General features: G+C 65.9%; 27 protein-coding genes and 1 tRNA gene. 16 read left to right on the plus strand and 12 right to left on the minus strand.

Annotated features, from left to right (window positions below; genetic code table 11):
* Positions 1-65: 65 nt before the first annotated feature.
* From rplA to FHJ30_RS14520, 5 genes are all read right to left on the minus strand, one after another.
* Positions 66-773: a 50S ribosomal protein L1 gene (gene rplA, locus FHJ30_RS14500; RefSeq protein WP_115525236.1), complete on the minus strand. Its 708-nt coding sequence runs from the start codon at positions 771-773 to the stop codon at positions 66-68.
* A gap of 186 nt (positions 774-959) precedes the next feature.
* Entirely contained in the window at positions 960-1,391 is a 432-nt protein-coding gene (gene rplK, locus FHJ30_RS14505; protein WP_003803853.1) for a 50S ribosomal protein L11, read from the minus strand.
* Between the two features lie 129 nt (positions 1,392-1,520).
* The gene (nusG, locus tag FHJ30_RS14510) at positions 1,521-2,333 is read right to left on the minus strand and encodes a transcription termination/antitermination protein NusG (protein ID WP_139029949.1); all 813 of its coding nucleotides are present in this window, start codon (positions 2,331-2,333) and stop codon (positions 1,521-1,523) included.
* 114 nt (positions 2,334-2,447) lie between these two features.
* Entirely contained in the window at positions 2,448-2,732 is a 285-nt protein-coding gene (gene secE / locus FHJ30_RS14515; RefSeq protein ID WP_139029950.1) for a preprotein translocase subunit SecE, read from the minus strand.
* 82 nt (positions 2,733-2,814) lie between these two features.
* Positions 2,815-2,887: transfer RNA gene (locus FHJ30_RS14520), tRNA-Trp, on the minus strand.
* 274 nt (positions 2,888-3,161) lie between these two features.
* Between FHJ30_RS14520 and FHJ30_RS14525 the strand changes: the two genes are divergently transcribed.
* Positions 3,162-4,379: a pyridoxal phosphate-dependent aminotransferase gene (locus tag FHJ30_RS14525; RefSeq protein ID WP_139029951.1), complete on the plus strand. Its 1,218-nt coding sequence runs from the start codon at positions 3,162-3,164 to the stop codon at positions 4,377-4,379.
* 139 nt (positions 4,380-4,518) lie between these two features.
* Here FHJ30_RS14525 and FHJ30_RS14530 read toward each other — a convergent pair whose 3' ends face one another.
* Together FHJ30_RS14530 and FHJ30_RS14535 are read right to left on the minus strand one after the other, a co-directional pair.
* Positions 4,519-5,208, minus strand: coding sequence for a response regulator transcription factor (locus FHJ30_RS14530; RefSeq protein ID WP_139029952.1), 690 nt, complete (start codon positions 5,206-5,208; stop codon positions 4,519-4,521).
* Positions 5,205-6,632, minus strand: coding sequence for an ATP-binding protein (locus tag FHJ30_RS14535; protein WP_139029953.1), 1,428 nt, complete (start codon positions 6,630-6,632; stop codon positions 5,205-5,207). The genes FHJ30_RS14530 and FHJ30_RS14535 overlap by 4 nt, the downstream gene beginning before the upstream one ends.
* Before the next feature lie 124 nt (positions 6,633-6,756).
* Between FHJ30_RS14535 and FHJ30_RS14540 the strand changes: the two genes are divergently transcribed.
* From FHJ30_RS14540 to FHJ30_RS14560, 5 genes are all read left to right on the plus strand, one after another.
* Entirely contained in the window at positions 6,757-8,343 is a 1,587-nt protein-coding gene (locus FHJ30_RS14540) for a PspC domain-containing protein (RefSeq protein WP_139029954.1), read from the plus strand.
* Position 8,344: 1 nt separating this feature from the next.
* On the plus strand, positions 8,345-8,644 hold the full coding sequence (locus tag FHJ30_RS14545) for a hypothetical protein (protein ID WP_240793711.1): 300 nt from the start codon (positions 8,345-8,347) through the stop codon (positions 8,642-8,644).
* A gap of 3 nt (positions 8,645-8,647) precedes the next feature.
* A complete protein-coding gene (locus FHJ30_RS14550; protein ID WP_139029955.1) occupies positions 8,648-8,902 on the plus strand; it encodes a PspC domain-containing protein in 255 nt (84 codons plus the stop codon).
* Positions 8,903-9,066: 164 nt separating this feature from the next.
* Entirely contained in the window at positions 9,067-10,092 is a 1,026-nt protein-coding gene (locus tag FHJ30_RS14555; protein WP_139029956.1) for an ATP-dependent 6-phosphofructokinase, read from the plus strand.
* A 99-nt stretch (positions 10,093-10,191) separates the two neighbouring features.
* Positions 10,192-10,908, plus strand: coding sequence for a GNAT family N-acetyltransferase (locus FHJ30_RS14560; protein ID WP_139029957.1), 717 nt, complete (start codon positions 10,192-10,194; stop codon positions 10,906-10,908).
* 51 nt (positions 10,909-10,959) lie between these two features.
* Here FHJ30_RS14560 and FHJ30_RS14565 read toward each other — a convergent pair whose 3' ends face one another.
* The 5 genes from FHJ30_RS14565 to FHJ30_RS14585 all read right to left on the minus strand — a co-directional run bounded on the left by FHJ30_RS14565 (position 10,960) and on the right by FHJ30_RS14585 (position 14,865).
* Positions 10,960-11,379, minus strand: coding sequence for an ankyrin repeat domain-containing protein (locus FHJ30_RS14565; protein ID WP_139029958.1), 420 nt, complete (start codon positions 11,377-11,379; stop codon positions 10,960-10,962).
* A complete protein-coding gene (locus FHJ30_RS14570; RefSeq protein ID WP_171059064.1) occupies positions 11,376-12,461 on the minus strand; it encodes a folate-binding protein YgfZ in 1,086 nt (361 codons plus the stop codon). Before FHJ30_RS14570 ends, FHJ30_RS14565 begins: the two co-directional genes overlap by 4 nt.
* A 98-nt stretch (positions 12,462-12,559) precedes the next feature.
* Positions 12,560-13,297 (minus strand): flavodoxin family protein, encoded by a 738-nt coding sequence (locus FHJ30_RS14575; RefSeq protein WP_373683153.1) that lies wholly within the window; start codon positions 13,295-13,297, stop codon positions 12,560-12,562.
* A 17-nt stretch (positions 13,298-13,314) separates the two neighbouring features.
* Entirely contained in the window at positions 13,315-13,923 is a 609-nt protein-coding gene (locus tag FHJ30_RS14580) for an FABP family protein (RefSeq protein WP_139029959.1), read from the minus strand.
* Between the two features lie 174 nt (positions 13,924-14,097).
* Complete coding sequence (locus FHJ30_RS14585) at positions 14,098-14,865, minus strand: permease (RefSeq protein ID WP_139029960.1); 768 nt, start codon at positions 14,863-14,865, stop codon at positions 14,098-14,100.
* A gap of 338 nt (positions 14,866-15,203) precedes the next feature.
* On the opposite strand from FHJ30_RS14585, the gene FHJ30_RS14590 reads away from it, so the two are divergent.
* From FHJ30_RS14590 to FHJ30_RS14635, 10 genes are all read left to right on the plus strand, one after another.
* Complete coding sequence (locus FHJ30_RS14590; RefSeq protein ID WP_139029961.1) at positions 15,204-15,902, plus strand: response regulator transcription factor; 699 nt, start codon at positions 15,204-15,206, stop codon at positions 15,900-15,902.
* Positions 15,903-15,935: 33 nt separating this feature from the next.
* On the plus strand, positions 15,936-16,907 hold the full coding sequence (gene mshD / locus FHJ30_RS14595; RefSeq protein WP_139029962.1) for a mycothiol synthase: 972 nt from the start codon (positions 15,936-15,938) through the stop codon (positions 16,905-16,907).
* 128 nt (positions 16,908-17,035) lie between these two features.
* Positions 17,036-19,285 (plus strand): RNA degradosome polyphosphate kinase, encoded by a 2,250-nt coding sequence (locus tag FHJ30_RS14600; protein WP_139029963.1) that lies wholly within the window; start codon positions 17,036-17,038, stop codon positions 19,283-19,285.
* An 11-nt stretch (positions 19,286-19,296) separates the two neighbouring features.
* Positions 19,297-20,265: an NUDIX hydrolase gene (locus FHJ30_RS14605; RefSeq protein ID WP_139029964.1), complete on the plus strand. Its 969-nt coding sequence runs from the start codon at positions 19,297-19,299 to the stop codon at positions 20,263-20,265.
* 44 nt (positions 20,266-20,309) lie between these two features.
* A complete protein-coding gene (locus FHJ30_RS14610; RefSeq protein WP_139029965.1) occupies positions 20,310-21,113 on the plus strand; it encodes a thymidylate synthase in 804 nt (267 codons plus the stop codon).
* A complete protein-coding gene (locus FHJ30_RS14615) occupies positions 21,110-21,694 on the plus strand; it encodes a dihydrofolate reductase (RefSeq protein ID WP_139029966.1) in 585 nt (194 codons plus the stop codon). Before FHJ30_RS14610 ends, FHJ30_RS14615 begins: the two co-directional genes overlap by 4 nt.
* A 3-nt stretch (positions 21,695-21,697) precedes the next feature.
* Complete coding sequence (locus FHJ30_RS14620) at positions 21,698-21,916, plus strand: NF038396 family protein (RefSeq protein ID WP_139029967.1); 219 nt, start codon at positions 21,698-21,700, stop codon at positions 21,914-21,916.
* Between the two features lie 111 nt (positions 21,917-22,027).
* Positions 22,028-23,014 carry a WXG100 family type VII secretion target gene (locus tag FHJ30_RS14625; protein WP_240793712.1) on the plus strand — a complete coding sequence of 329 codons (987 nt, stop codon included), beginning with the start codon at positions 22,028-22,030 and terminating at the stop codon, positions 23,012-23,014.
* 23 nt (positions 23,015-23,037) lie between these two features.
* Positions 23,038-23,676 carry a hypothetical protein gene (locus FHJ30_RS14630; protein ID WP_139029968.1) on the plus strand — a complete coding sequence of 213 codons (639 nt, stop codon included), beginning with the start codon at positions 23,038-23,040 and terminating at the stop codon, positions 23,674-23,676.
* A 2-nt stretch (positions 23,677-23,678) separates the two neighbouring features.
* Positions 23,679-24,095, plus strand: a complete 417-nt coding sequence (locus FHJ30_RS14635; protein ID WP_139029969.1) for a hypothetical protein — start codon at positions 23,679-23,681, stop codon at positions 24,093-24,095.
* Positions 24,096-24,176 lie beyond the last annotated feature (81 nt).

The following is a 24,176-nucleotide window of genomic DNA, read 5'->3' on the forward strand; positions in this document are numbered from 1 at the left end:
CGGCACGGGTGCCGGGCGGTTGTGTTTGCTGCGGACGGGTCCGCAGCAAAAGTTCAGGTGAGGATTTACGCCTCGGTCAGAACCTTGGTGACGTTCGGGTCAACCGAGATGCCGGGACCGAACGTGGTGGCAACGGTGGCCTTCTGGATGTAGCGGCCCTTGGAAGCGGACGGCTTCAGGCGAAGCACCTCTTCCAGTGCTGCTGCGTAGTTCTCGGCCAGCTTGACGGCGTCGAAGGACACCTTGCCGATGATGAAGTGCAGGTTGGAGTGCTTGTCAACGCGGAAGTCGATCTTTCCACCCTTGATGTCGTTGACGGCCTTGGTGACGTCGGGGGTCACGGTGCCCGTCTTGGGGTTCGGCATCAGGTTACGCGGACCCAGAACCTTACCGAGGCGGCCAACCTTGCCCATGAGGTCAGGGGTGGCGACGGCGGCGTCGAAGTCGGTCCAGCCGCCGGCGATCTTTTCGATCAGGTCATCGGAACCAACGAAGTCGGCGCCGGCAGCGATTGCTGCCTCAGCCTTGTCACCCGTGGCGAAAACCAGGACGCGGGCAGTCTTACCGGTGCCGTGGGGCAGGTTGACCGTGCCGCGGACCATCTGGTCAGCCTTACGGGGGTCGACGCCGAGGCGGAATGCAACCTCAACGGTGGCGTCGAACTTGGACGGGTTGGTGTCCTTGGCGAGCGTTACTGCCTCGAACGGCGCGTAGAACTTCTCCGCGTCGATCTTGGCGGCTGCTGCCTCATATGCTTTGCTGCGCTTTGCCATGCTGCTTGTTTCTCCTTGTGCAGTTGTGGTCTGCGGACCGCGCTGGGCCCTGCCACAGTTGGTGCTCCGGACCGTTATCCGTGCCGGATGTCCAACATCTCAATAGTGATGGTGCCGGTTGTCCCGGCGGTGCCGCCCGTCGTCGTGATCGGTTCCCCGAGCCAAACTCCCAAGCGGCGGAAGCGACTAGCCTTCGACGGTGATGCCCATGGAGCGGGCGGTGCCGGCGATGATCTTCGCGGCGCCTTCGAGGCTGGTTGCGTTGAGGTCTTCCATCTTGGTGGAAGCGATCTCGTTGACCTGGGCCTGGGTCAGCTTGGCCACCTTGACGGTGTGCGGGGTAGCTGAACCCTTGGCAACGCCTGCAGCCTTCTTGATGAGCTCTGCAGCCGGCGGGGTCTTGGTGATGAACGTGAAGGAACGGTCCTCGTAGACCGTGATTTCCACGGGGATGACGTTTCCGCGCTGGGCTTCTGTCGCAGCGTTGTACGCCTTGCAGAATTCCATGATGTTGACACCGTGCTGGCCAAGTGCAGGACCGATCGGCGGAGCCGGGTTAGCGGCACCTGCCTGGATCTGCAGCTTGATGAGGCCGGTGACCTTCTTCTTGGGAGCCAATGTAGGGTCCTTCTCTCAATAACGTCCTGGGGCACAGGAGCGTGCCTCAGGTTTTTGGCCGCCATGGCGAGGCGGCCGGCCGTTCCGGTGCTGCTAAGCGGGCAGCGCCGGGACGAATTCTTTGGATAATCAGATCTTGGTGACCTGGTTGAACGCCAGGGTGACCGGCGTTTCGCGCTCGAAGATGGAAACCAGCACCACGAGGGTCTGGGATTCGACCTTGATCTCGGAGATCGTGGCGGGAAGGGTCTCGAACGGGCCTTCCTTGACGATGACGGACTCGCCGACCTCGAAGTCGACGTCCACCGGGGCCTGGTTCTGCTTGTTGACCGGCTTGCCCTTCTCCGCCTGCTCTTCCTCGAAGACGGGGGCGAGCATGGAGAAGACCTCGTCGAGGCGCAGCGGCACCGGGTTGTGGGCGTTGCCCACGAAGCCGGTCACGCCGGGGGTGTGCCGGACGGCGCCCCAGGAGGCGTCGGTCAGGTCCATACGGACCAGCACGTAGCCCGGGATCCGGACGCGGTTGATGACCTTGCGCTGAGCGTTCTTGATCTCAACGACTTCTTCCATCGGCACCTGGATCTCGAAGATGTAATCTTCCATGTCCAGGGTCTGGATGCGGGTTTCCAGGTTGGCCTTCACGCGGTTTTCGTAACCTGCGTAGGAGTGGATGACGTACCAGTCACCTTCCTGGCGGCGCAGCTTGGCTTTGAACTCTTCTGCGGGGTCAACGTCAGCCTTGGCGGCGGCAGCGGCGAGGGCGTCGGTGGACTCTTCCTCGGTGCCGGCCTCGTCATCAGCCTCTGCGTCGAAGTCATCGGAATCGGCGTCATCGGATTCGGGCGCGGAGGACTCAACCTCAGACTCGTTACCGGCTTCTGCCGTGATGTCCGCGGACTCTTCCAGCTCAGTCTCGGTTACCTCGAGCTCCTGCTCAGACACTTGGTCTCCTGCTTCCTCATTGCCTAACATGCCTATTTAAATGGCTCAATTCCGCACACCGGTGCTTCCCTCCGGATTCCCGGACGGAACACTCGGCCTGCGGACGGTGCAGCCTTAGCTGTCCGTGGGGCCTTTACCGCCGAAGAGCCAGCCGACGGCGGATCCGAAACCAACGTCCAGCAGGCTGACGATGACCATCATGATGCCCACGAACACCAGCACCACGAGTGTGTAATTAATCAGTTCCTTGCGGGTTGGTGCAACAACCTTCTTCAGTTCGCCGATGATCTGGCGGACAAAGAGTGCAATGCGGGCGAAGAAGTTTGCCTTGGCGTCCTTCTTAGCTGGGCGGCCCTTGGAGCTGCTGGCAGCTGTTTCGGTCACCTGGTCCTCGCTCATCTTTGCAATGTTGGATTACCCGGCCCTGATCAGAACCATGGTTGCTGCGCGTGCCCCGGACCCTGGTCCGGGGCAGCTTGCGCAGGGCAGACAGGACTCGAACCTGCAACCTGCGGTTTTGGAGACCGCTGCGCTACCAATTGCGCCACTACCCTATGGAGTGAATGCCACTCTCCGATGACCGACCGCCAGCTGCACTGGGGCGCACGTCATCATCCGTGTTTCAACACCGGTGAACCAGTCTACGCAACAACTTCGCGTTCGTCGAACCGGCCCGTTTCCGGCCCCCAACCGTCGCCCTGGCTGACACTGACTGCAACAGTCACAAATCAAAACGGGCAACCCGGAGGGTCCGGTGAACAGCATAGAGTAGAACTCGTCGAATCCCACATTCCAGCCGCCAGGCTGCAAGCGAAGAACGGACCTGCCATGTCTGCCGCCCGCGTTTCCCAGCGCATTTCCGCCATTGCCGAATCCGCAACCCTCGCCGTTGATGCCAAGGCGAAGGCGCTGAAGGCAGCAGGACGGCCGGTTATTGGCTTCGGTGCGGGTGAACCCGACTTTCCCACCCCGGACTACATCGTCCAGGCTGCCATTGAAGCGGCAGGCCAGCCCAAGTACCACCGCTACTCCCCTGCTGGCGGGCTGCCCGAGCTGAAGAAGGCCATCGCCGAGAAGACCCTGCGGGACTCCGGCTACGCCGTCGAGCCTTCCCAGGTCCTGGTGACCAACGGCGGCAAGCAGGCCGTCTACAACACCTTCGCCACGTTGGTGGACCCGGGCGATGAGGTCATTGTTCCCACTCCTTTCTGGACCACCTACCCGGAGGCCATCCGGCTCGCCGGCGGCGTGCCCGTGGAGGTCTTCGCCGGGCCGGAGCAGGACTACCTCGTCACGGTTGAACAGCTTGAGGCTGCTGTCACGGACAAGACGAAGATCCTGCTGTTCGTCTCGCCGTCGAACCCTACCGGTTCTGTCTACTCCCCCGGGCAGGTGGCGGAGATCGGCAAGTGGGCCGCGGCGAAGGGCCTGTGGGTTGTCACCGACGAGATCTACGAGCACCTGACCTATGACGGCGTTCCTTTCACCTCCATCGCAACCGCCGCCCCCGAGCTGGGCGACAAGGTGGTCATCCTCAACGGTGTTGCCAAGACCTATGCCATGACCGGGTGGCGCGTGGGCTGGATGATCGGCCCGGCCGACGTCATCAAGGCCGCCACCAACCTGCAGTCGCACGCCACGTCCAACGTTTCCAACATCATGCAGATTGCCGCCCTCGCCGCGGTGTCCGGCCCGTTGACCGCCGTCGACGAGATGAAGGTTGCTTTCGACCGCCGCCGCAAAGCCATTGTCGCGGGCCTGAACGCCATCGACGGGGTGGAATGCCCGACGCCGAAGGGCGCCTTTTACGTGTACGCGGATGTCCGCGCGCTGCTGGGCAAGGAATTTCCGACGGCGTCCGGCACCGCCACGCCGCAGACCTCCGCCGAGCTGGCTGCATTGATCCTGGACGAGGTTGAGGTGGCAGTGGTTCCCGGCGAGGCCTTCGGCCCCTCCGGTTTCGTCCGCCTTTCCTACGCGTTGGGCGACGACGACCTGGCCACAGGTGTGCAGCGCCTGCAGGACTTCCTGGGCAAGGCGCAGTAAGACCCTCTCTCACTTAACGCGGGAAAAACGCAAACGCTCTATCACTCCCTTCGGGAGAGTGATAGAGCGTTTGGGTTTAATGCGCATCGAGTGAGAGAGCGTCGGGGGAAAAGCCGCGTCAAGTGAGAGAGGGACTGGGTCAGAGGAGGCGGCGTTCGGCGGCCCACTTGGTCAGCTCGTGGCGGCTGGACAGCTGGAGTTTGCGGAGCACTGCCGAGACGTGGGTTTCCACCGTCTTGATGCTGATGAAGAGCTCCTTGGCCACTTCCTTGTAGCTGTAACCGCGGGCGATGAGGCGCATCACCTCGAGCTCCCGCGCGGAGAGCCTGTCCAGCTCGTCATCGGCGATGTCCGCTGGCGCGGTGCCAAAGGCGTCCAGGACAAAACCGGCCAGCCGCGGCGAGAAGACGGCGTCTCCCCCGGCCACCCGGTATACGGCGTCGGTGATTTCGGCCCCGGAGATGGTCTTGGTGACGTAGCCCCGGGCTCCGGCCCGGATGACCGCCACCACGTCCTCCGCGGCGTCGGAGACGCTGAGCGCCAGGAACCTCGTAGTGGACAGGAGGGCGGCAGAGCCGGCGATGACCTCCCGGCCACCGCCGCCGAGGCCGCCGGGGAGGTGGACATCCAGCAGCACCACGTCCGGCCGCTCCTGCGCGATGACGGCGATGGCTTGCTCCACCGTGGCAGCTTCGCCCACCACCTGGACGCTGGGGTCGAGGTCCGCTTTCAACCCCGAACGGAAAATCGCATGATCGTCCACGAGCACCACCCGGACAGACTGTGCGGCGCGGCCGGTCCCGCTGCCGGCTCCTTGTGCTGGGTTCATGGCTTGCCTTCCATGTTCTGCAGTTGCTTGTCCGCCTGCGCGGCCGGGAATCCCAGCCGGACTTCCGTGCCTTCACTGGTGCTGGTGATGATGGCCGAGCCTCCGTGCCGGTTCATCCGGCCGATAATGGATTCCCGCACGCCCAGCCGGTCTTCGGGGACATCCTGGAGCTCGAAGCCGGGGCCGCGGTCCTTGACGAACACTTCGGCGCGTCCGCCGGTGACCTCAAGATAGACCGCAACCGCACCGCCGCCGTGCCGGGAGGCGTTAAGCATGGCCTCACGGCTGGCCTGGATCAGCGCTTCGTGGCCTTCGGTGACTGCAGTGTCTCCCACGCTGACCACCTCCACCGCGTTGCCCAGCAGGTCCTCAACTTCCGCGGCGACTGCCTTGATCCTGTCCGAGAGCTGCCCGGCGTCCTTTCCGGGGTCCTCGAACAGCCAGCCCCGGAGTTCGCGCTCCTGCGCCCGGGCCAGGCGGATGACGTCGTGCTCGTTTGCGGCGCGCCGCTGGATGAGTGCCAGCGTCTGCAGTACCGAATCGTGGAGGTGTGCCGCGATTTCCGCGCGTTCGGTTTCGCGGATCCTGCCCGCGCGCTCAGCTTCGAGGTCCCGCCAGAACTTCAGCGCCCACGGCAGCAGGACCAGCACCACCCCGCCAAGAACCGCCACGGATGCCAGCAGCGCCAGCCAGGTCTGCTCCCAGGAACCGGAACCGGAAACCATCACCAGGACGCCTGCCACCACCAATGCCAGGCCGGCGGCAAGCCGGGCCCAGCCGCCCGCCTGGTTGGCTTTGGTCTTGTCCACCAGCCCGGCCCTCCGGGTCTCATCAAGCTGCATCCACGCGATGGAGGCTCCGCCCAGGACCGCAGCCGCGGGAATGATGGTTCCCAGCGGGACGTCGACGCCCAGCAGCTGCGCGCTCAGGATGCCCGCCACCAGGAGCAGCCCCACACCGAGCAGGATCTCCTTGCCGTACCGCATCTCGCGGAAGCGGAACCACGGCGCGGGCACGGCCTCCGCGGGGAGCGCGGCGCCAGGAACATTGCCCGGGCCGGCATCCGCCGGCGGCGCGCCTAATCCGGCGCCGCCCGTCCCGGCTCCTGCTGTCCCGGCGCCGCCCGCTCCTTGAAGGTGCTCCACCGGGATCCCGGCGGGCACGGGCTCGAGGCTCACGGCTGGAGCAATGGGCGACGCCGGCCGCCGTTCCTGGCGCCGGGCGCTTTCGTAGGCGGTGGGCACCATAATCCAGAGCCAGGCGTAAAACACGACGCCGGCCCCTCCTGCGAATGACGCCAGCACCATCGCCACGCGCACGGTATTCACCGGCAGCCCAAGATGGGCAGCGAGGCCTGAGCAGACGCCCGCGATGAAGCGGTCGCTGCTCCGGACCAGCGGTGGGCGGGCGGGGGCGGATGTCATGGTTCAATCCAAGCACGGATCAGGGCCCCCCGGACCGGGTTGGCACGGGAACCGGGGGCCTCTCAGGGACGGCTCAGGGTGTCCCCCAGTAGAGCGGACAGGGAGGCAGCGGCAGGATCGAGGTATGAACTCGCTAACCCCAAACCCCCATGACGGCCAGCCGGACGAGCCCCCAACCAGCCCGGAAAAAGAAAACCCCACGGAGCCGCTCCCCCGGCGGGAAAACCCAACGCAGCCCCTGGTGCCGCATCCTTCCCCGTCCGCATCTTCACAGGAGTCCTCCATTCCGGGCCCGGCACAGGAAACGGCCTTTGGCACGCAGCAGGAATCCGCCCAGGACTATCCGCATGCTCCCCGGTCCCAGGATCCTCCGCGGCAGGAAACCCCGGGCGGAGGCGGCTACTCCTATGCCGGGATCCCGGGCCAGCAAACTGATTTCTTCACCTGGGTCCGCAGCCAGGGAATAACGCGCGGCCAAGACCGCTGGGTGGGCGGCGTTTCCAGCGGCATCGCGCAACGTATGGGAATCGACCCCTTGATTGTCCGCGGCATCTTCATCATCCTTGCCCTCTTCGCCGGGATCGGCGTGCTCCTCTACGGCCTTGCCTGGGCCTTCCTGCCCGAGCCCGACGGGCGGATCCACGTCCAGGAGGCCGGCGCGGGGCGCTGGACCACCGGCATGACGGGTTCCCTGATCGCGGTCGTGGCAGGATTCAGCGGCCTCGGCAACGGCTTCTGGGGCTGGGGCAACCAGGGTGTGGGCCCCTTCCTGTGGTCCCTTTTGTGGGTTGGCGGTGCCATCTACCTGGTCTATTACCTGGTGCAGCGCAACAAAACAGCCGCCGGCACGCCGACGCATTCCGCCGCGGCCGGCACCACCGCCTACTCAGCGGGCACGTCCACCCCAACGACGCCGCCATACTCGGACGTCGCCGGCAGCGGCCCCTTTGCCGGCAACGCGTACGGAGGCAGCGGTACAGGCAGCGCCACAGGCGCCGGTTCCGGCGGTGGCGGATGGGCCGGCGGCGGGTACCGCGGCAGCCAGCCCTCGCCTGTTCCGCCCCCCGCACCCAAGGTGCGGGCCGCAGGTCCCGGCACACCCGCCGTCGCAATCGCCGCAGGCAGTGCCCTGTTGGTGGGCGCTGGCCTGAAAGCCCTGGACATCACCAACGTGATCGACCTCGGTAACTCCGCCAATGCAGTTGCCTGGGCCAGCGCGGCAGCCGTCCTGGGCCTGGGCATCCTCATCCTTGGCCTCCGCGGCCGCACCGCCGGAATCCTCTCGTTCTTGGCGGTGGCGGCCCTGATCACAGGGGGAATCTTCAACGTGGTGGGCAATAACGGAGACCGCGTCCGCTTCCAGCAGGTTGACTGGGCGCCGACGAGCATCCAGCAGGCCAGCGGCGGGTTCGACATCACGGCCGGCAGCGGAACCGTGGACCTCACGGCCATGTCCCTGGATACTCCGCTCACGTCGGAGGTCCGCGTCCCCCTGGACATCACCGCCAGCAACGTCACGGTGATCATTCCGGGCGACGTGCCCGTGGACATCAAGGCAGACATGACCCTCGGAAACCTGAACGAACGAGGGAACCAACGGGGCGGCATCACCACCCGGCAAAGCAGCTACAACTCCGACAAGCCCGGCAGCCATCTGGTCGTCCAGATCAACGGCACCGTCAGCAACGTCACCATCCAGGAAGGCAACTGACATGAGCAGCCAAACTCCGGGCCCAAACCCGTACGTTCCAGATCCCTCTGCGCAGGCAAGCACGACGGCGGCAGGCGCCTCTCCTGCCCCAGCTTCCGGGGCACGCGTGGGAACCATCGTCTGGGGCCTGATCGTCCTGGCCCTCGCCGCACTGATCATCATCGCCCAACTGGGCATCGTCACCCTCAACGGGACCTACGTCCTGATCGGACTGATGATCGGAGCGGGCGCGGCCCTGGTGCTGGGCGGCCTCCTGTCCGCCCGGAAACGTGACAACAACCCAACAACACGGAAGTCTTGAATCATGGACAAGTTTTTCAGCATCGTCAGGGGCCTCGGCCTGAAACGCGGACCGGAACGCTGGCTCGGAGGCGTGCTGGGAGGCATAGCGGCCAAGCTCAACGTGGACGTCGCCTTCGTCCGCATCGCTTTCCTGGTCTTCTGCCTGCTCCCCGGCCCGGCCGTCATCTTCTACCTCCTCGCCTGGGCGGTCCTCCCGGACCAGAAGGACGTCATCCCGCTCCAGGTATTCCTCGAGAGGCGGTCCCTGAACGGCTAGGAACCGTCCCCGGCAACAGCATTCAAAGGCCCCCGCTCCGACTGAAACGGAGCGGGGGCCTTGTGTAACCGGTTTGTGTCGTACCCCACACACGCCACTAGACTCTATGTGAGCTCAGCGTGGCGCTCTGCCTGTAAACCCTCTCCCCAGGATTTGAGCGAGACATGAAAATTGGAATCCTTACCAGCGGTGGCGACTGCCCCGGACTGAACGCGGTCATCCGCGGCGCCGTCCTCAAAGGCATCGCTATCCATGGCCACGAGTTCGTTGGTTTCCTCGACGGCTGGCGCGGCGTTGTTGAGGGCGACATCATCGACATCCCCCGGACCATGGTCCGCGGCATCGCCAAGCAGGGCGGCACCATCCTTGGCACCTCACGCACCAATCCGTTCGAAAACGGCGGCGGCCCTGAGGTCATCAAGGCCCACATGGACCGGCTGGGAATTGATGCCATCATCGCAATCGGCGGTGAGGGAACCCTGGCCGCGGCGAAGCGCCTCACCGACGCTGGCCTGAAGATCGTGGGCGTCCCCAAGACCGTGGACAACGACCTTGACGCCACGGACTACACGTTCGGCTTCGACACCGCCGTGCAGATCGCCACCGAAGCGATCGACCGCCTGCGCACCACCGGCGAGTCCCACCACCGCTGCATGATTGCCGAAGTCATGGGCCGGCACGTGGGCTGGATCGCCCTTCACGCCGGCATGGCCGCAGGCGCCCACGCCATCCTCATCCCGGAGCAGAAAGTAAGCATCGACCAGATCACCGAATGGGTGAAGGAAGCCCATGCCCGCGGCCGTGCGCCGCTGGTGGTGGTGGCGGAAGGTTTCGTCCCGGAACACATGGAAACCCCGCATTCCGAGCGCGGCCTGGACACGTTCGGCCGGCCCCGCCTGGGCGGCATCGCAGACCAGCTCGCCCCGGAACTGGAAGCCCGGACCGGCATCGAGACCCGAGCCACCATCCTTGGCCACATCCAGCGCGGCGGCGTGCCCTCCGCTTTCGACCGCGTCCTGGCCACCCGCCTGGGCATGGCGGCCATCGACTCCGTGGTGGAAGGCTACTGGGGCACCATGGTGGCGCTCAAGGGGACGGACATCGAGCACGTTGCGTTCCAGGAGGCCCTCGGCCAGCTCAAGACGGTGCCGCAGAAGCGCTACGACGAAGCCGCCGTCCTGTTCGGCTGAGTTGCCCCGGGACGCCGGCCCTCCATGTAAGTGCGGTTCTCCCTGGCGGCGCGTGTGGTCCTGTTCGGCGGCACGCGTTGCCCGCCCTAGGCTGGAGGCATGACACTTGACCCCGGTTCCGCCGCCATCATCCAGCTCGCGTGGGCCCGGCACCTGGGACTCGACGACGACGCCTTTGGGTCCGCCCTGGCGTCCGGGGAACGGATCGTCCGCGCAGACAACGACGCGCGGACAGTGGAATTTGTCAGGCTCTTTGGCAGCTCGGCCCTGGTGGGGCCGCAGTGGGTCATTGACGCCGCGGAGGGCATCTCCGACGAGGAGATGGCCCAGCATGTCACGCTCCTGACACTGACGCGGACCCACGGCGGCCACGGCCTGGGCGCAGCGGCCTTGTTCTTCGCTGACGACCTCCCCCTGAAGCAGCCCCCGGAAGAGATGACTGTTTCGCACGGCAACCCGGAGGCTATCGAGCTGGAAGGCAACTGCCCGCCGGACGACGTCAATGAGGTGGGCCTGTCGGACCTTGAGAACCGCTACACGATCGTCCACGAAGTGGAGGGCCGGCGCGTGCCGCTTGCCTGCGGAGCCTACTCCGAGTGGGAGGGCCTGCTGGCCCACTTGGGTGTCCTGGTGGATCCGGAATGGCGGCGCCGGGGCCTGGGCACCCTGGCTGCCTCCATCGCGGCGCACGAGGCCCTGGCCGCCGGGCTTACCCTGCAATGGCGGACGGACGTCAGCAACACCGGAGCCTTGGCGCTGGCGCGCAAGCTCGGCATGTCAGCCGGCGGAATCCAGACCAGCGTCCATATTGGCTGACCCCGGACTGGCGCCGCGCCCGGTCACCCACATGACCGGGCTGACGTCCACCTAGCCCAGGAGGTCCAGGATCTCCGTGCGGGCGAACATTTGGGCAGCTGCGCGCGCGGACGGCGAGCCCGCCTCCGGATCGGCTCCGGCGTCGAGCAGGACGCGGGCAACGTCCGTGTAGCCCTTGAATGCGGCCCCAGCGAGCGGGGTCTGGCCCCGGTCGTTGGCGGAGTTCGCGTCGGCACCGTGTTTCAGGAGGAGCTGAACGGTCTCCGCGCGGCCGTGGTAGGCGGCCAGCATCAGCAGCGAATCCCCCGCCGCATTGGTCAAGGTGGCGGGAGCACCTGCGTCGAGATAGGCACGCAACAGTGCAGTCTCCCCCTCCCGCGCCGCCTGGAAAAGCGTCTGCGCCAGAGCCAGCGTCTCGTCGTCGGGCGCTGTGTTTTGCGTTGCTGGGTTCGGTTCGGCGTCTTCGGTCATGAGCGTGGCCCCCTGAGGAATCCGGTCTGGCGCCCCACCACCTGGCCGGCGTCCGGGGCAACGATGAGTTCCTGGGCAGCGGGGTACGGCTCGTCGCCGTCCAGGACCGTCAGTATCTCATCGGGTGCAACCGAACGCTTGATGACTGCCAGGGCCACTGGGCCCATCTCGTAATGCTGCGCCACGGACGTTACGGTCCCCACCTTCCGCTCGCCCGCCAGCACGGGGCTGCCGGCCTGGGGCAGCGTGTGCTGGGAGCCGTCCAGCTGGAGGAAGACGAGCCGCCGGGGCGGGTGGCCCAGGTTGTGCACCCGGGCGATGGTTTCCTGGCCTTTGTAGCAGCCCTTGGCCAGGTGCACGGCAGTCCGGAGGAGGTCGAGTTCGTGCGGAATGGTCTTGTCGTCCGTCTCGGCCCCGATCCGGGGACGCCACGCGGCCACGCGCAGCGCCTCGGCGGCGAGGACGCCGGCAAGGGGGCGCTCTCCCACCCTCTGCTCCAGCTCGTTGGCCGGCACCAGGTACTCGAACCAGGGCCGTTCCAGCCCGGGATGGCTCGACTCCGGAATCGTGGCGTAGGAGTAGCCGCCCGCCCCCACATGCGGCCACGGGTCCTGCCAGGACAGCAGGTCCTGCCATTCGGGGACTGCCTTCGTGCTGCCAACAACCGCCCAGTCGGCTGAGACATCGGCGATCTCCACGCGCAGCATGAACTTCATCCTGTTGAGGAACTCGGCCAGCGGGGCGGCCTCGGCGGCCTCGACGATCAGCCAGGTGGTGCCGCCGTCGTCAATGACCCGGGCGTCAAAATCGATCCTGCCCTGCACGCTCAGGAGGAGCATCTCGCTGGACTCACCCGGCTGCAGGCCCGTGACCTGCTGCGAAGAGAGAGTGTTGAGCCAGCTGAGGCGGTCCGGGCCGGTCACCGTCACCACGCCCCGGGAGGAGAGGTCGACGACGGCGGTTCCGGCCGCGAGGGCGCGCTGCTCGCGGAGCGGCTCGCCGTAATGGGCGGCAACACCGGCGTCGGCACCGGCCGCCTCGACGGCGCCAGGGCGCGACAACAGTGGGCTGGGAGTAGTCATACTTGGGGCAACGTCCTTCAGTCAGTGGGTATTCCGGTTTTCGGAGGCTCACTCGCCAGGGCCCCGACCGCAGGGGTTCCCTGGCCGAGCCTGCGAGGTTAGGGAGAGGTTGGGGAGCGATATTCCGGATTTTCGAAGCCGAACCGGGTTCCTGCCGACCATTCCTGCGGCAGGTTGCCGTAGGCGGGCAGCCCGCCCGCATCCTTGAGGATCCGGGCGAGGTGCAGGAGGTTCCAGGTCATGAAGGTGGTGTTCCGGTTGGTGAAGTCGCTTTCGGGACCGCCCGAACCTTCGTCGAGGTAGCTGGGTCCCGGACCCACCGGCCCGATCCAGCCCGCGTCGGCCTGGGGCGGAATGCTGAACCCGATGTGCTGCAGGCTGTAGAGAATGTTCATGGAGCAGTGCTTGATGCCGTCCTCGTTGCCGGTGATCAGGCAGCCGCCCACTTTCGGGTAGAAAGCCCACTGGCCCTTGCTGTTGAGCTGGCCGGAGTGGGCGTACAGGCGTTCTATCAGCTTCTTGGTCTGGGACGAGTTGTCGCCAAGCCAGATGGGCCCGGCAACCACCAGGATGTCTGCCTCCTGGACCGCAGGGTACAGCTCCGGCCACTCGTCGGTCTCCCAGCCGTACTGCGTCATGTCGGGGTAGACGCCGCTGGCGATGTCGTGGTCCACGGTGCGGATCAGGCGGGTGCTGACGCCCTGCTTTTCCATGATCCGCCGGCTGATGGCGATCAGGCCGTCAGTATTGCTGACCTGGGGCGACCGCTTCAGTGTGCCGTTGAAGAAGACAGCCTTGAGGTCGCTGTAGTCCCTGAGGTTTCCCACGTCATCCACGGCAACGCTCCCTCTGCCTAGGAAACCCTCTTCAGGAAGGCCGAGGCATGCGCTTCCAGGCCTTTTCCTTCCTTGCCGCCAACGGCGACGTCCCAGCGCCACAGGAGGTTTCCGTCCACAAGGCCGAAGATGCGCGTGGCGGCGCTGTAGTCCTTGGAATGGCTGCCCCGCATCACCATATCCGTGGTGAGCTGGATCTGCGGGCCCTTGATCTGGCCGTAATAGAGCTCCGAAATGCCGCCGGGGTGCGAGATCGACACCGAGATGTCGAACCCGCCCTCGCTGTTGCGGAGGGCCTCCACCTCGTCGGCACTCTTCAGCGCGGGGACGATGTCCGCGGGGATCAGGCCGGGGCCGCCGTCGGCATCAAGCTGTTTGCGCTCCAGCGCCCAGAAGCCGGTCTCGACCGTGAGCGGCCGCAGGCGCGTGCCGTCGTCGTCCGTCAGCCAGCTCTCCGCGCGATACTGAAGGTACGGCAGCCCGTTGTGCGTAAAGGAAACGTGCTGCAGGAAATGCTCCGAGTCCTCGTCCCCGCTGCCGAGGCGGCCGCGGCCTTCCCACTCACCAATGAGCCAGGAAAGCGGAACAAGTTCTGGAGTCAGGTCTGTAGGAATCTCAATGGGCACTGCGATTACCTCGGGAAACGGCTAGCTCCGGAAAGGAAGGGGACTACTTCTGGCCTTTGAACAGGCGGTAGACCACGAAGCCGGCAAACCAGGCCATGGCGAGGCTGGCAACGCCGAGCAGGACAAGGAAGAAGATTTCAAATGCAAGTACGGACATGATGCCATCCTAACGCGTTAGTAGATGAGTAGTTTGTCTATGAAGTAGGCCAGTGAACCCACCGCAGCAACGGGGGCAAGGCCAATGCTAAGGGCTGCCTGGACGTTCAGGGGTGCACCCCGGAGCGTGACCAGCCGCCGGAAGCTTGCCAACACAGCGCCCACCACCACACCGAAGATGGCGGCCGGCAGGACCGCTATGTCTGAGAGCACCAGCCCGGCGAGGGGCCCGGCAAGTCCGGCCATCACGATTCCGAGGGGCGCCACGATGCTGTCCGGCCAGCGGATCAGCCCCGCGAGCAGGGCGACGGCGGCACTGATGGCCGCCACCAGGAGCATCTCGCGGACACCGTTGAACCGTGCGCCCGCTATCCATCCGGAGCCCAGGCACGCGAGCAGCACTCCTGCGCAGCATCCCAGGGTGGATTCCAGCCGCTGCGCCTGCCCGGTTCCGCGGATCAGCTGCACCACGAACACGGCGATCATGCCCAGCGCGATGAACGCGGGGGTCCAGTCCAGGTACCCGGGAGCGGGAGCGAGGGCCGCACCAACCGCGGCGCCGGCTCCGGGCACGGCAATCACAGCGGCCAGGGTCTTCTTGGCAGGAATACGGAGGAAGTGGGGCCAACCGGCCCCGATGGCGGCGGCGATGGCCACCGCGACACCCACGAGGACCTCGCGGGACGTGTAGACGCCGGCAATGATCGCGGCCAGGCCGGCCATTCCCACCACGCCGATGGTCCACGAGCCCAAGGACCGCGCAGGAGCCTGCAGTTCCGCCGTCATGCGGAACCCGGCCTGGACTTAGTTTCTGCACTCACTGCGCTGCAATCCCATCCTGGCGTCGACCTGGAAAGGCGGGCCGCCCTTCGCGGAGGGCGTCGGGGCCCCTGGCTCAATCCTGCCTTATATGAACGGCATATGTCGCAAAACGTACCCTCATCCAGGCCGGATCCATGGCTGCGAAGGCGCCGCCGGGTATACTCAAAGCTCAGCTACGCTCCCTGCTGAGGTGGCCGGCCGGCGCCCTGAACAATGGCCCAAACCCCAGCAGGAAGCCAGTACCGGCCGGTGGAAACCCGGTTCAGTCGCCCAATGATGCGCGGACGGCCCTTGGAGGAACAATGTCGCACATCCTGCTCTTGACGAACAGCTCTGGCTCTTCGGTGGACATCCTGCCTGCCTTGGAATTGCTGAACCACCGGGTCCACATCCTCCCTGCCGAGCCCACGGCGCTGCTGGAGACCGATCCCTGCGACATCGTGCTGCTGGATGCCCGCAAGGACCTGGTGGGCGCCCGTTCCCTTACCCAGCTGCTGAAGGCCACCGGCCTGAGCGCTCCCCTGGTGCTGATCCTGACCGAAGGCGGCATGGCCGCTGTTTCCTCAGCGTGGGCCGTGGACGACATCGTCCTGGACTCCGCCGGGCCGGCTGAAGTGGAAGCCCGCATCAGGCTGTCCGTTGCCCGTGCCGTCCCCGACCAGGAGGACACGCCAACAGAGATCCGCGCCGCGGGCGTCGTCATCGACGAAGCGAGCTACACCGCCCGCGTGAACGGCGCACCGCTGAACCTGACCTTCAAGGAATTTGAGCTGCTGAAGTACCTGGCGCAGCACCCCGGCCGTGTTTTCACCCGGCAGCAGCTGCTCACCGAAGTGTGGGGCTACGACTATTACGGCGGCACGCGCACCGTGGATGTCCACGTCCGGCGCCTGCGGGCGAAGCTGGGCGCCGATCACGAGAACCTCATCAGCACCGTACGCAACGTGGGCTACCGCCTGACCTTGGTGCGGCAGCAGGAAGACGAGCTCACCGAGGCCTGAGCGCCGGCGCCGCTTCCCGTATAGCCTTGCCTCATGACTCCAGCGCACCCAGAGAAGTGGCCCGTCCATGCTGAACGGGGCGGGGTTGACCGGCAGCTCCTGAAGGACTGCCGGGACCTCCTGGCCGCGGCAGAGGAATCGGACGGCAACCCCTCCATTTCGGAGCAGACCCAGGTGACCATGCGCGCCGGCGATTCTGCGGAGCACTCGGTGCTGACCCTGGCGCTGTATGCCCCGGACGAGGACAACGATCCCTCCAGCGGGCAGGACCTGGCCGGGTTTGCCGTGGTGGTGGAATCCGCGGACGGCAGCGGGGTGCTGGAGATCGCCGTCCACCCCAGCTACCGTAACCAGGGAGTGGCGGACCGCCTGGTGGGTGCGCTGAAGGACAGCCGCGGCCTGGACGGGCTGAAGGCGTGGTCCCACGGCAACCATGAGGCCGCCGCGGAGCTGGCCGCCCGCTACGGATTTGGGCCTGTCCGTGAGCTGTGGAAGATGAGGATGACGACGGCGGGGGCGGACCTTCCCGAGGCCGTCCTGCCGGAGGGCGTGTCCCTCCGGGCCTTTGTCCCCGGCCAGGATGAGGACGCCTGGCTGGCCCTGAACCGGGCCGCCTTCGCCCACCACCCGGAACAGGGCAGCCTGACCCGGGCCGACCTTGAAGCCCGGATGGCCGAGGACTGGTTCAATCCCGAAGGCTTCCTGCTGGCCGAGGACCGGCAGGGACGGCTGCTTGGTTTCCACTGGACCAAGGTCCACCCCAAACATGGTCCGCACCCCGCCATCGGCGAGGTTTACGCGGTAGGCGTTGCGCCCGAAGCCCAGGGCATGGGCCTCGGCAAGGCACTTACCGTGGCCGGGATCAGGTACCTCCAGGACCTGGGGCTGCACGCCGTCATGCTCTACACCGACGCGGACAACGCCCCGGCCGTTTCGCTGTACCGGCGGCTGGGGTTCACCCGTTGGGACATGGACGTGATGTACGGGCCGGTGGCAGCGGGGTAGTCCTGCAGGCGGATTATCCGGTGCGGGCTGGAAATCAGCGGTCGTCGGCGTGCTGAATGCTTGTAAGGTTGAAGCAGGACCGCGCAGGCCGGAAGCGCCAGCATCAACCGCCAGGTAAAGGAGATGCCATGAACCCGGAACCTTCCGGATCAGCCACGTCACAGGATGTTGCAGTGCCGGTGCGTGCCCGCTTCGGCTCCTCGGAGGTTCCAGCGTCCAGGGCCACCCAGGACCGCATTGACATCCCCGAGTTCGCGCCGAACCTGCAGCCTGAGGGCGACATCCGGCCGGACCGTTTCCTGGACCGCGAGCTGAGCTGGCTCAGCTTCAACTCCCGCGTGCTGGAACTGGCCGAGGACGCCACCCTCCACCTGCTGGAGCGCGTCAGCTTCCTGTCGATCTTCGCCTCCAACCTGGACGAGTTCTTCATGGTCCGGGTTGCCGGCCTCAAACGGCGCATCGCCACGGGATTGGCCGTCCCCTCCCCCGCAGGCCTCAGCCCGGTGGAGGTGCTGGAGCGGATCAGCGAAGAGGCCCACCGGCTCCAGCAGCGGCACGCGCAGGTCTACGCCGAGCAGATCCGGCCCGCCCTGGCCTACGAACACATCCACCTCATGCACTGGGACGAGCTGGATGAGACCGCCAAGCAGCAGCTCAGCCTGATGTTCGCCGAGAAGGTGTTCCCCATCCTCACGCCCCTGGCAGTGGACCCGGCCCACCCCTTCCCCTACATTTCCGGGCTTTCACTCAACCTCGCCGTGGTGGTCCGCAACCCGGTCAGCGACAAGGAGCTCTTCGCGCGCGTCAAGGTGCCGGACCAGCTCCCGCGCCTGATCTCCATCGACGGTCCCCGTGCCGGCGCCGTGGCCGGGCGCGTGGCCCGGTTCATCGCCCTTGAGGAAGTCATCGCCGTCCACCTGGACAAGCTCTTCCCCGGGATGGAGGTCCTGGAGCACCACACCTTCCGCGTCACCAGGAACGAGGACGTGGAGGTGGAGGAGGACGACGCCGAGAACCTCCTGCAGGCCCTCGAAAAGGAGCTGCTGCGGCGCCGCTTCGGCCCGCCCGTGCGGCTTGAGGTCACCAACGACATCAACCCGAACATCCGCGCGCTGCTGATCCGGGAGCTGGGCGTCGAGGAATCCGAGGTGTACTCCGTTCCGGCCCCACTGGACCTGCGCGGACTGTCCGTGATCGCCGGCATCGACCGTGCCGACCTCCACTACCCCAAGCACGTCCCGCACACGTCCCGGTACCTCAACGAGTCGGAGACGTCCAAGGCTGCCAACGTGTTTGCGGCCATGCGCCGGCGTGACATCCTGCTCCACCACCCCTACGACTCGTTCTCCACCTCCGTCCAGGCGTTCCTGGAGCAGGCCGCCGCGGACCCCAAGGTCCAGGCCATCAAGCAGACCCTGTACCGCACATCCGGCGACTCGCCCATCGTGGACGCGCTGATCGATGCCGCCGAGGCCGGCAAGCAGGTCCTGGCCCTGGTAGAGATCAAGGCGCGGTTCGACGAGCAGGCGAACATCTCCTGGGCCCGCAAGCTGGAACAGGCCGGCGTGCACGTTGTCTACGGCATCGTGGGCCTCAAGACGCACTGCAAGCTCTCGCTGGTGGTCCGTCAGGAGGTGGACGGGCTGCGCCGCTACTGCCACATCGGCACCGGCAACTACCACCCCCGGACTGCCCGCTACTACGAGGACCTGGGCCTGCTGACCGCCAACGAGCAGGTGGGCGAGGACCTGTCCAAGCTGTTCAACCAGCTCTCCGGCTACGCCCCCAAGTCAACGTTCAAGAGGCTGCTGGTGGCGCCTCGTTCCGTCCGTTCCGGGCTGATCGACCGCATTGAAACCGAGATCCGCAACGCCCGGGCCGGGATCCCCGGCCGCGTGCAGATCAAGGTCAATTCCATGGTGGACGAGGCCATCATCGATTCCCTGTACCGCGCCTCGCAGGCCGGAGTGAAGGTGGACGTGGTGGTCCGCGGGATCTGTTCCCTCCGCCCGGGAGTGCCGGGCCTCAGCGACAACATCACCGTCCGCTCCATCCTGGGCCGGTTCCTGGAGCACTCCCGGGTGTTCGCCTTCGCCAACGGTGGGGATCCTGTGGTGTATATCGGTTCCGCGGACATGATGCACCGCAACCTGGACCGCCGGGTGGAGGCCCTGGTCCAGCTGGCCAGCGCCGACGACATCACCTACGTCCTTGACCTGCTGCGGCGCTACATGGCTCCGGAAACCGCCAGCTGGCACCTGGACAACCAGGGGGTCTGGACCCGGCACCACCTGGACGACGACGGCAACCCACTGGAGGATGTCCAGTCCTGGCTGCTGGCTTCCCGCCCCCGGCAGCGCAGCCTGAGCCGCCGGTAAGGGCCACTGTTTTGTCGAGCGATGCACTTGTAGCAGACCAAACAGACCACCCGGGGGAACCAGTAGCCGTAACAGCTGCCGGGGCCCTGCCCTGGCGGGTGGTGAAGGACAAGCTTGAGGTCCTGCTGATCCACCGCCCGCGCTACGACGACTGGTCGTGGCCCAAAGGCAAGATTGACGACGGCGAAACGGTGCCTGAGTGCGCGGTCCGGGAGGTGCGGGAGGAAATCGGGCTCGTCGCGCAGTTGGGCATTCCCCTGCCGCCCATCCACTACCACGTGGCCTCCGGCCTCAAGGTTGTCCACTACTGGGCCGTCAAGGCCAACGGGGTCAGGCTGCTTCCCGATGGCAACGAGGTGGACAGCGTCATGTGGTGCGCCCCCGAGAAGGCGGCCGCGCTGCTGTCCAACCCCTCCGACGTCGTGCCCCTCCAGTACCTTTCCGCGGCGCATAAGCGCGGGGAGCTGGACACCTGGCCGCTGGTGGTGCTCCGCCATGCCAAGGCGAAGCCCCGCTCATCCTGGAGCAAGGCCGAGGGCGAGCGGCCCCTGGCCGCCACGGGGACACGGCAGGCGCAGGCGGTCAGCCGGCTGCTGCACACCTGGATGCCGCTCCGCGTGGTGACCAGCCCCTGGCTGCGGTGCGTCGCAACGGTGGCGCCCTACGCAAAAGCCGCCGGCGCGAAGGTGAAGCTGGCGGAAGCGCTCACGGAGCACCGGCACCAGCGCAGCCCCAAGAAAACGGCCGCCGTCATCGAGGGCCTGTTCGACAAGCAGCGGCCAGTGGTGGTCTGCACGCACCGCCCTGCGCTGCCCACCGTGTTCAGCCAGCTCGGCGAGCACATGCCGCCGCACCTGCGTGACCTCCTCCCGGGCAAGGAGCCGTACCTTACCCCCGGCGAGTTGCTGGTGTGCCACGTGGCCCTGGACGGGCGGAAGCGGGTTGTGGCGGTGGAGCAGTTCAAGCCGTTCGATGATTGAATGTCGCGCAGCTGCTCCAGGGATCAGCCAAGTAGACTTTAGGCGTGAGCATCCCAACCCCCTATGAAGACCTCCTGCGCGATGTTCTGGCTTCAGGCACGCACAAATCGGACCGCACGGGAACCGGAACCACCAGCGTTTTCGGGCGCCAGATGCGCTTTGACCTGACGAAGAGTTTCCCGCTGATCACCACCAAGCGGGTGCATTTCAAGTCCGTGGCAGTGGAGCTCCTGTGGTTCCTGCGCGGTGAGACGAACGTGAAATGGATGCAGGACCAGGGCGTCACCATCTGGAACGAATGGGCCGACGCCGACGGCGACCTGGGCCCGGTGTACGGTGTGCAGTGGCGCAGCTGGCCCACCCCCGACGGCGGCCACATCGACCAGATCGCCGAGCTCATTGAGAACCTGAAGTCCAACCCGGACTCACGCCGGCATATTGTGTCCGCCTGGAACGTCTCCGAACTCCATGACATGGCCCTGCCCCCGTGCCACGCGTTTTTCCAGTTCTACGTGGCGGAGGGCAAGCTGTCCTGCCAGCTGTACCAGCGCTCCGCGGACATGTTCCTGGGCGTCCCCTTCAACATTGCCTCCTACGCGCTGCTCACCTGCATGGTGGCCCAACAGGTGGGGCTGGAGCCCGGCGAGTTCATCTGGACCGGCGGGGATGTCCACATTTACGAGAACCACATGGACCAGGTCCTCAAGCAGCTCGAGCGGGAGCCGTATGAGTACCCGCAGCTGAAGATCACCCGCAAGCCGGCGTCGATCTTCGACTACACGCTTGAGGACTTCGAAGTGGTGGGCTACCGGCACCACCCCACGATCAAGGCCCCGATCGCCGTATGAGCACAGAGAACTTCACCGACCCGCAGTCCTTTACTGAAGAGCTCGCCGCCTCGGTGACGGGCGTCGGCCTGGTCTGGGCGCAGACCCCGGACGGCGTGATCGGCAAGGACGGGGACATGCCTTGGCACCTCCCCGAGGACCTCAAGCACTTCAACCGGCTGACCATGGGCCACCCCGTGATCATGGGCCGCAAAACCTGGCTGTCCTTTCCGGACAAGTTCCGCCCCCTGCCCGGCCGCACCAACATCGTGGTCACCCGGCAGAAAAGCTGGGCCGAAACGCCCGAGGCGGAGGGCGCCGTCGTGGTTCCTTCCCTGGATGACGCCCTGCTTGAGTCCCAGTTCGTGGACGGCGGGGACACGGTCTGGATCCTGGGCGGCGGCGAGATTTTCCAGCAGTCCACTGAGCTCGCCAACGTTGCGGTGGTCACTACCATTGACGTGAAGGCCGACGGCGACACGTTCGCCCCCGAGCTGGGCACCAGTTGGGAGGCGTCCGCCTCCGTCCCTCCCGACGGCTGGCTCACCGCCGCCAACGGCACGCGCTACAGGTTCACCAAATGGTCAAGGACGGAGGGCTAGGACATGCTGAAGAAACCCGAAACCCTGTTTGTGCTGGGCTACATGCTGCTCCCGCTGCTGGCGCTCCTCTCCGCAATTGTCGGGCTGACCATGATCCTGGGCGGCAACAAGATCGCGGGAGCCATCGTGCTGGTGGTGGTCACCCAGGTGTTCGCGTTCGGTGCGTTCTTCGCGTTGCGCGCCCGAAAAACCGCCGTGCGGGAGGAATCTGACCGCGGCTAGCCGCCCTCGCGCACATGGGGAGGACACCCCATCGCGCACGTCCCGGGTTGTTCACTAGGCTGGGGCCTGCAGCGTCAGGGACGGCTGTTTTCGAAGATTGGGGGATGCCTGGTGGCAGGAAACTTGTGGGGCGCGGACGCAGCCCAGTTGCGGACGCTCGCGCGGCAGTTCAGCTCAACGGCAGACCTCCTGCTGCAGCAGTCCACGCAGCTGAGCAGCCAGATCAACAACAATCCGGCATGGAAAGGCCAGGACGCGGAACATTTCCGTTCCGACTGGAACGGCAACCACCGGGCACTCCTCCAAAAGACGGCTGCACGCCTGAAGCAGGAATCGAAGCTTTTGCTCACCAACGCCGAAGAGCAGGAGAATGCGAGCCGTTCCGAAGGTGCAGGATCTGGCGGCGGCCTGCAGGGTGTCCTCCCGGCGGGCTTCCCGGGCCGCCCCTCCGGCGCGCCCGGTGCACCCTTCCAGCTCGGCCCCGACTGGATTGCCGACAATGACAACTCTCCCTTCCGCAAGGGCTGGGACATCTACAACCTGGCCAAGGCCCTTCCCAACCTTCGGGCTGGTCTCTTTGATCTGCCACACTTCATCACGAAGGCAGACAGCTTCGCCGAGTTCTTCTCCAAGGACTTCCGCGACGTGGCAAAGGCATTTCAGGACACCAACATGCTCAGCCAGTATTTCAACACTTCGTCCGAGCTGTTCGACGGCCGGTGGGATACTGCCTTGAACCTCGTTGACGGCGGCAAGGCTGCAACGTTCTTCGAGTTCGGCGGCAAGGCCCTCGGCGGGCTGGGGGTTGGACTCGATGCCCTCGACGCTTTCAACAACTTCAGCAACGGCAACCAGGATGACAACGGCGCAGCCTACTATTCGACCGCAAAGGCAGCCCTGGGCGTATTGGGCTTCGCGCCGCCACCTGTTGGAACCGCCGCAATGGTTGCATCCGGCGCGCTCGCCATCTACGACAACGTCCCGGTGGTCAAGGAGAGTGTCAATGCCATCGGCGGATCCATCGCTGACGGTGCCAAAGCGGCGTGGGAAGGTGCCGGGGACGCGGCCGAAAATGTCGGCGACTTCTTCGGGTTCTGAGCACACTAAGAGAGGTACTGACGATGACTGAAACACCAGCACAAGCCATCCCCGACGCCATCGGTTATGGATTTGCCGAGATGGCCGCCCTGGCGAGCCTGCGGGGCGGTGACGCAGCTGTGCTCAGCGCGGAGGCCTTGCGGGTTGGCAGCTACCTTGGCGATAGGGACATGGTGAGCGCAGGCGCATCCTCCCTGGTGGCCCGCGGCCTGGCAACCGCCGGAAGTGACGGGCTTCTGGCGGTGGCAGGACCCACCGCGGCAGTTGCCACTGTCCTTTCTTCGGCCAGCCGCCGCATGGAGATTGCGCTGCTCACTGCAGAAGGAGGCGACAGCGTGATCGCGATGGAAAGTGCGGACATCCACCTTCTGTTCCAGCCGCGCTCCTACTTCACCTGGTGGGCCATGGCGCAGAGGCCAGACGTCACAGCTGCCGAGGCCAACCTCATGGTCATCAAGCAGCACCTGCACAGCAACCCGCAGGGCGGCGCAACAGTTCGCCGCCGGGAGGAACCCACGGGGCAGACCCTTTACGTGAAGAATGGCGGTGGCGGAACCTGGACCATCGGCACCTCCAACGCTCAGCAGAAGGACATTGTTGAGGCCACTGGCCTTGATGACGCTGCCCTGCTTGACCAGATCCGCACCATCCGCCAGGACTGACAATGACATTCGATCGCGAGCGTGAGCGCCGCAACGATGAGGTCTATGCCGAGCACAAGGCGGCCCTCGCCCGGGGAGAGAAGCGCGTCCTGCGGCGAACCGATGCCGGCGAGCTGCACAGCTACCCCGGCGACGAAATCGGTTTTTCTCCCGGCCGGGGCCAGGTGCAGGTCCGATCCTGGTGGGGCATGGGAATTGTGTCAGCCTTTCTGGGCCTCCTGTTCCTCGGTTCTTCGGTGGTGTTCCTTGCCTCGTTCGGGCAAGGTGGGGGGCCGGAGTGGGGTGCATTGTTCCCTATCGTGCTGGGGGGTTTCGGCGCCTGGTACACCTTTGGCATGGCCAGGGACGAGTATCGGGCCAAGAAGATAAGGAAGGAACGGCAGGCCCCTGAGCCAGGAGCAGGGCATGTCTCCCAGTGATCCTCCCGCCAGGCACCCGGCGCCGTCCGCCGGTGGCCTCCTTCTGGTCCGGCAGTGACGTAACCGACTGCGCCCTGCCGG

Origin of the sequence: Arthrobacter sp. BB-1 (assembly GCF_006151685.1) — a bacterium.
Taxonomy (GTDB): domain Bacteria; phylum Actinomycetota; class Actinomycetes; order Actinomycetales; family Micrococcaceae; genus Arthrobacter.

Bases quoted from the DNA above. Each gene is read 5' to 3' on its own strand.
- FHJ30_RS14565 (WP_139029958.1), bottom strand. From the start codon at position 11,379: ATGACCGAAGACGCCGAACCGAACCCAGCAACGCAAAACACAGCGCCC.
- FHJ30_RS14570 (WP_171059064.1), bottom strand. From the start codon at position 12,461: ATGACTACTCCCAGCCCACTGTTGTCGCGCCCTGGCGCCGTCGAGGCG.
- FHJ30_RS14530 (WP_139029952.1), bottom strand. From the start codon at position 5,208: ATGAACCCAGCACAAGGAGCCGGCAGCGGGACCGGCCGCGCCGCACAG.
- FHJ30_RS14590 (WP_139029961.1), top strand. From the start codon at position 15,204: ATGTCGCACATCCTGCTCTTGACGAACAGCTCTGGCTCTTCGGTGGAC.
- FHJ30_RS14550 (WP_139029955.1), top strand. From the start codon at position 8,648: ATGGACAAGTTTTTCAGCATCGTCAGGGGCCTCGGCCTGAAACGCGGA.
- FHJ30_RS14555 (WP_139029956.1), top strand. From the start codon at position 9,067: ATGAAAATTGGAATCCTTACCAGCGGTGGCGACTGCCCCGGACTGAAC.
- FHJ30_RS14560 (WP_139029957.1), top strand. From the start codon at position 10,192: ATGACACTTGACCCCGGTTCCGCCGCCATCATCCAGCTCGCGTGGGCC.
- FHJ30_RS14600 (WP_139029963.1), top strand. From the start codon at position 17,036: ATGAACCCGGAACCTTCCGGATCAGCCACGTCACAGGATGTTGCAGTG.
- FHJ30_RS14535 (WP_139029953.1), bottom strand. From the start codon at position 6,632: ATGACATCCGCCCCCGCCCGCCCACCGCTGGTCCGGAGCAGCGACCGC.
- FHJ30_RS14545 (WP_240793711.1), top strand. From the start codon at position 8,345: ATGAGCAGCCAAACTCCGGGCCCAAACCCGTACGTTCCAGATCCCTCT.
- FHJ30_RS14525 (WP_139029951.1), top strand. From the start codon at position 3,162: ATGTCTGCCGCCCGCGTTTCCCAGCGCATTTCCGCCATTGCCGAATCC.
- rplA (WP_115525236.1), bottom strand. From the start codon at position 773: ATGGCAAAGCGCAGCAAAGCATATGAGGCAGCAGCCGCCAAGATCGAC.
- FHJ30_RS14585 (WP_139029960.1), bottom strand. From the start codon at position 14,865: ATGACGGCGGAACTGCAGGCTCCTGCGCGGTCCTTGGGCTCGTGGACC.
- FHJ30_RS14540 (WP_139029954.1), top strand. From the start codon at position 6,757: ATGAACTCGCTAACCCCAAACCCCCATGACGGCCAGCCGGACGAGCCC.
- FHJ30_RS14630 (WP_139029968.1), top strand. From the start codon at position 23,038: ATGACTGAAACACCAGCACAAGCCATCCCCGACGCCATCGGTTATGGA.
- FHJ30_RS14620 (WP_139029967.1), top strand. From the start codon at position 21,698: ATGCTGAAGAAACCCGAAACCCTGTTTGTGCTGGGCTACATGCTGCTC.
- mshD (WP_139029962.1), top strand. From the start codon at position 15,936: ATGACTCCAGCGCACCCAGAGAAGTGGCCCGTCCATGCTGAACGGGGC.
- FHJ30_RS14635 (WP_139029969.1), top strand. From the start codon at position 23,679: ATGACATTCGATCGCGAGCGTGAGCGCCGCAACGATGAGGTCTATGCC.
- FHJ30_RS14615 (WP_139029966.1), top strand. From the start codon at position 21,110: ATGAGCACAGAGAACTTCACCGACCCGCAGTCCTTTACTGAAGAGCTC.
- secE (WP_139029950.1), bottom strand. From the start codon at position 2,732: ATGAGCGAGGACCAGGTGACCGAAACAGCTGCCAGCAGCTCCAAGGGC.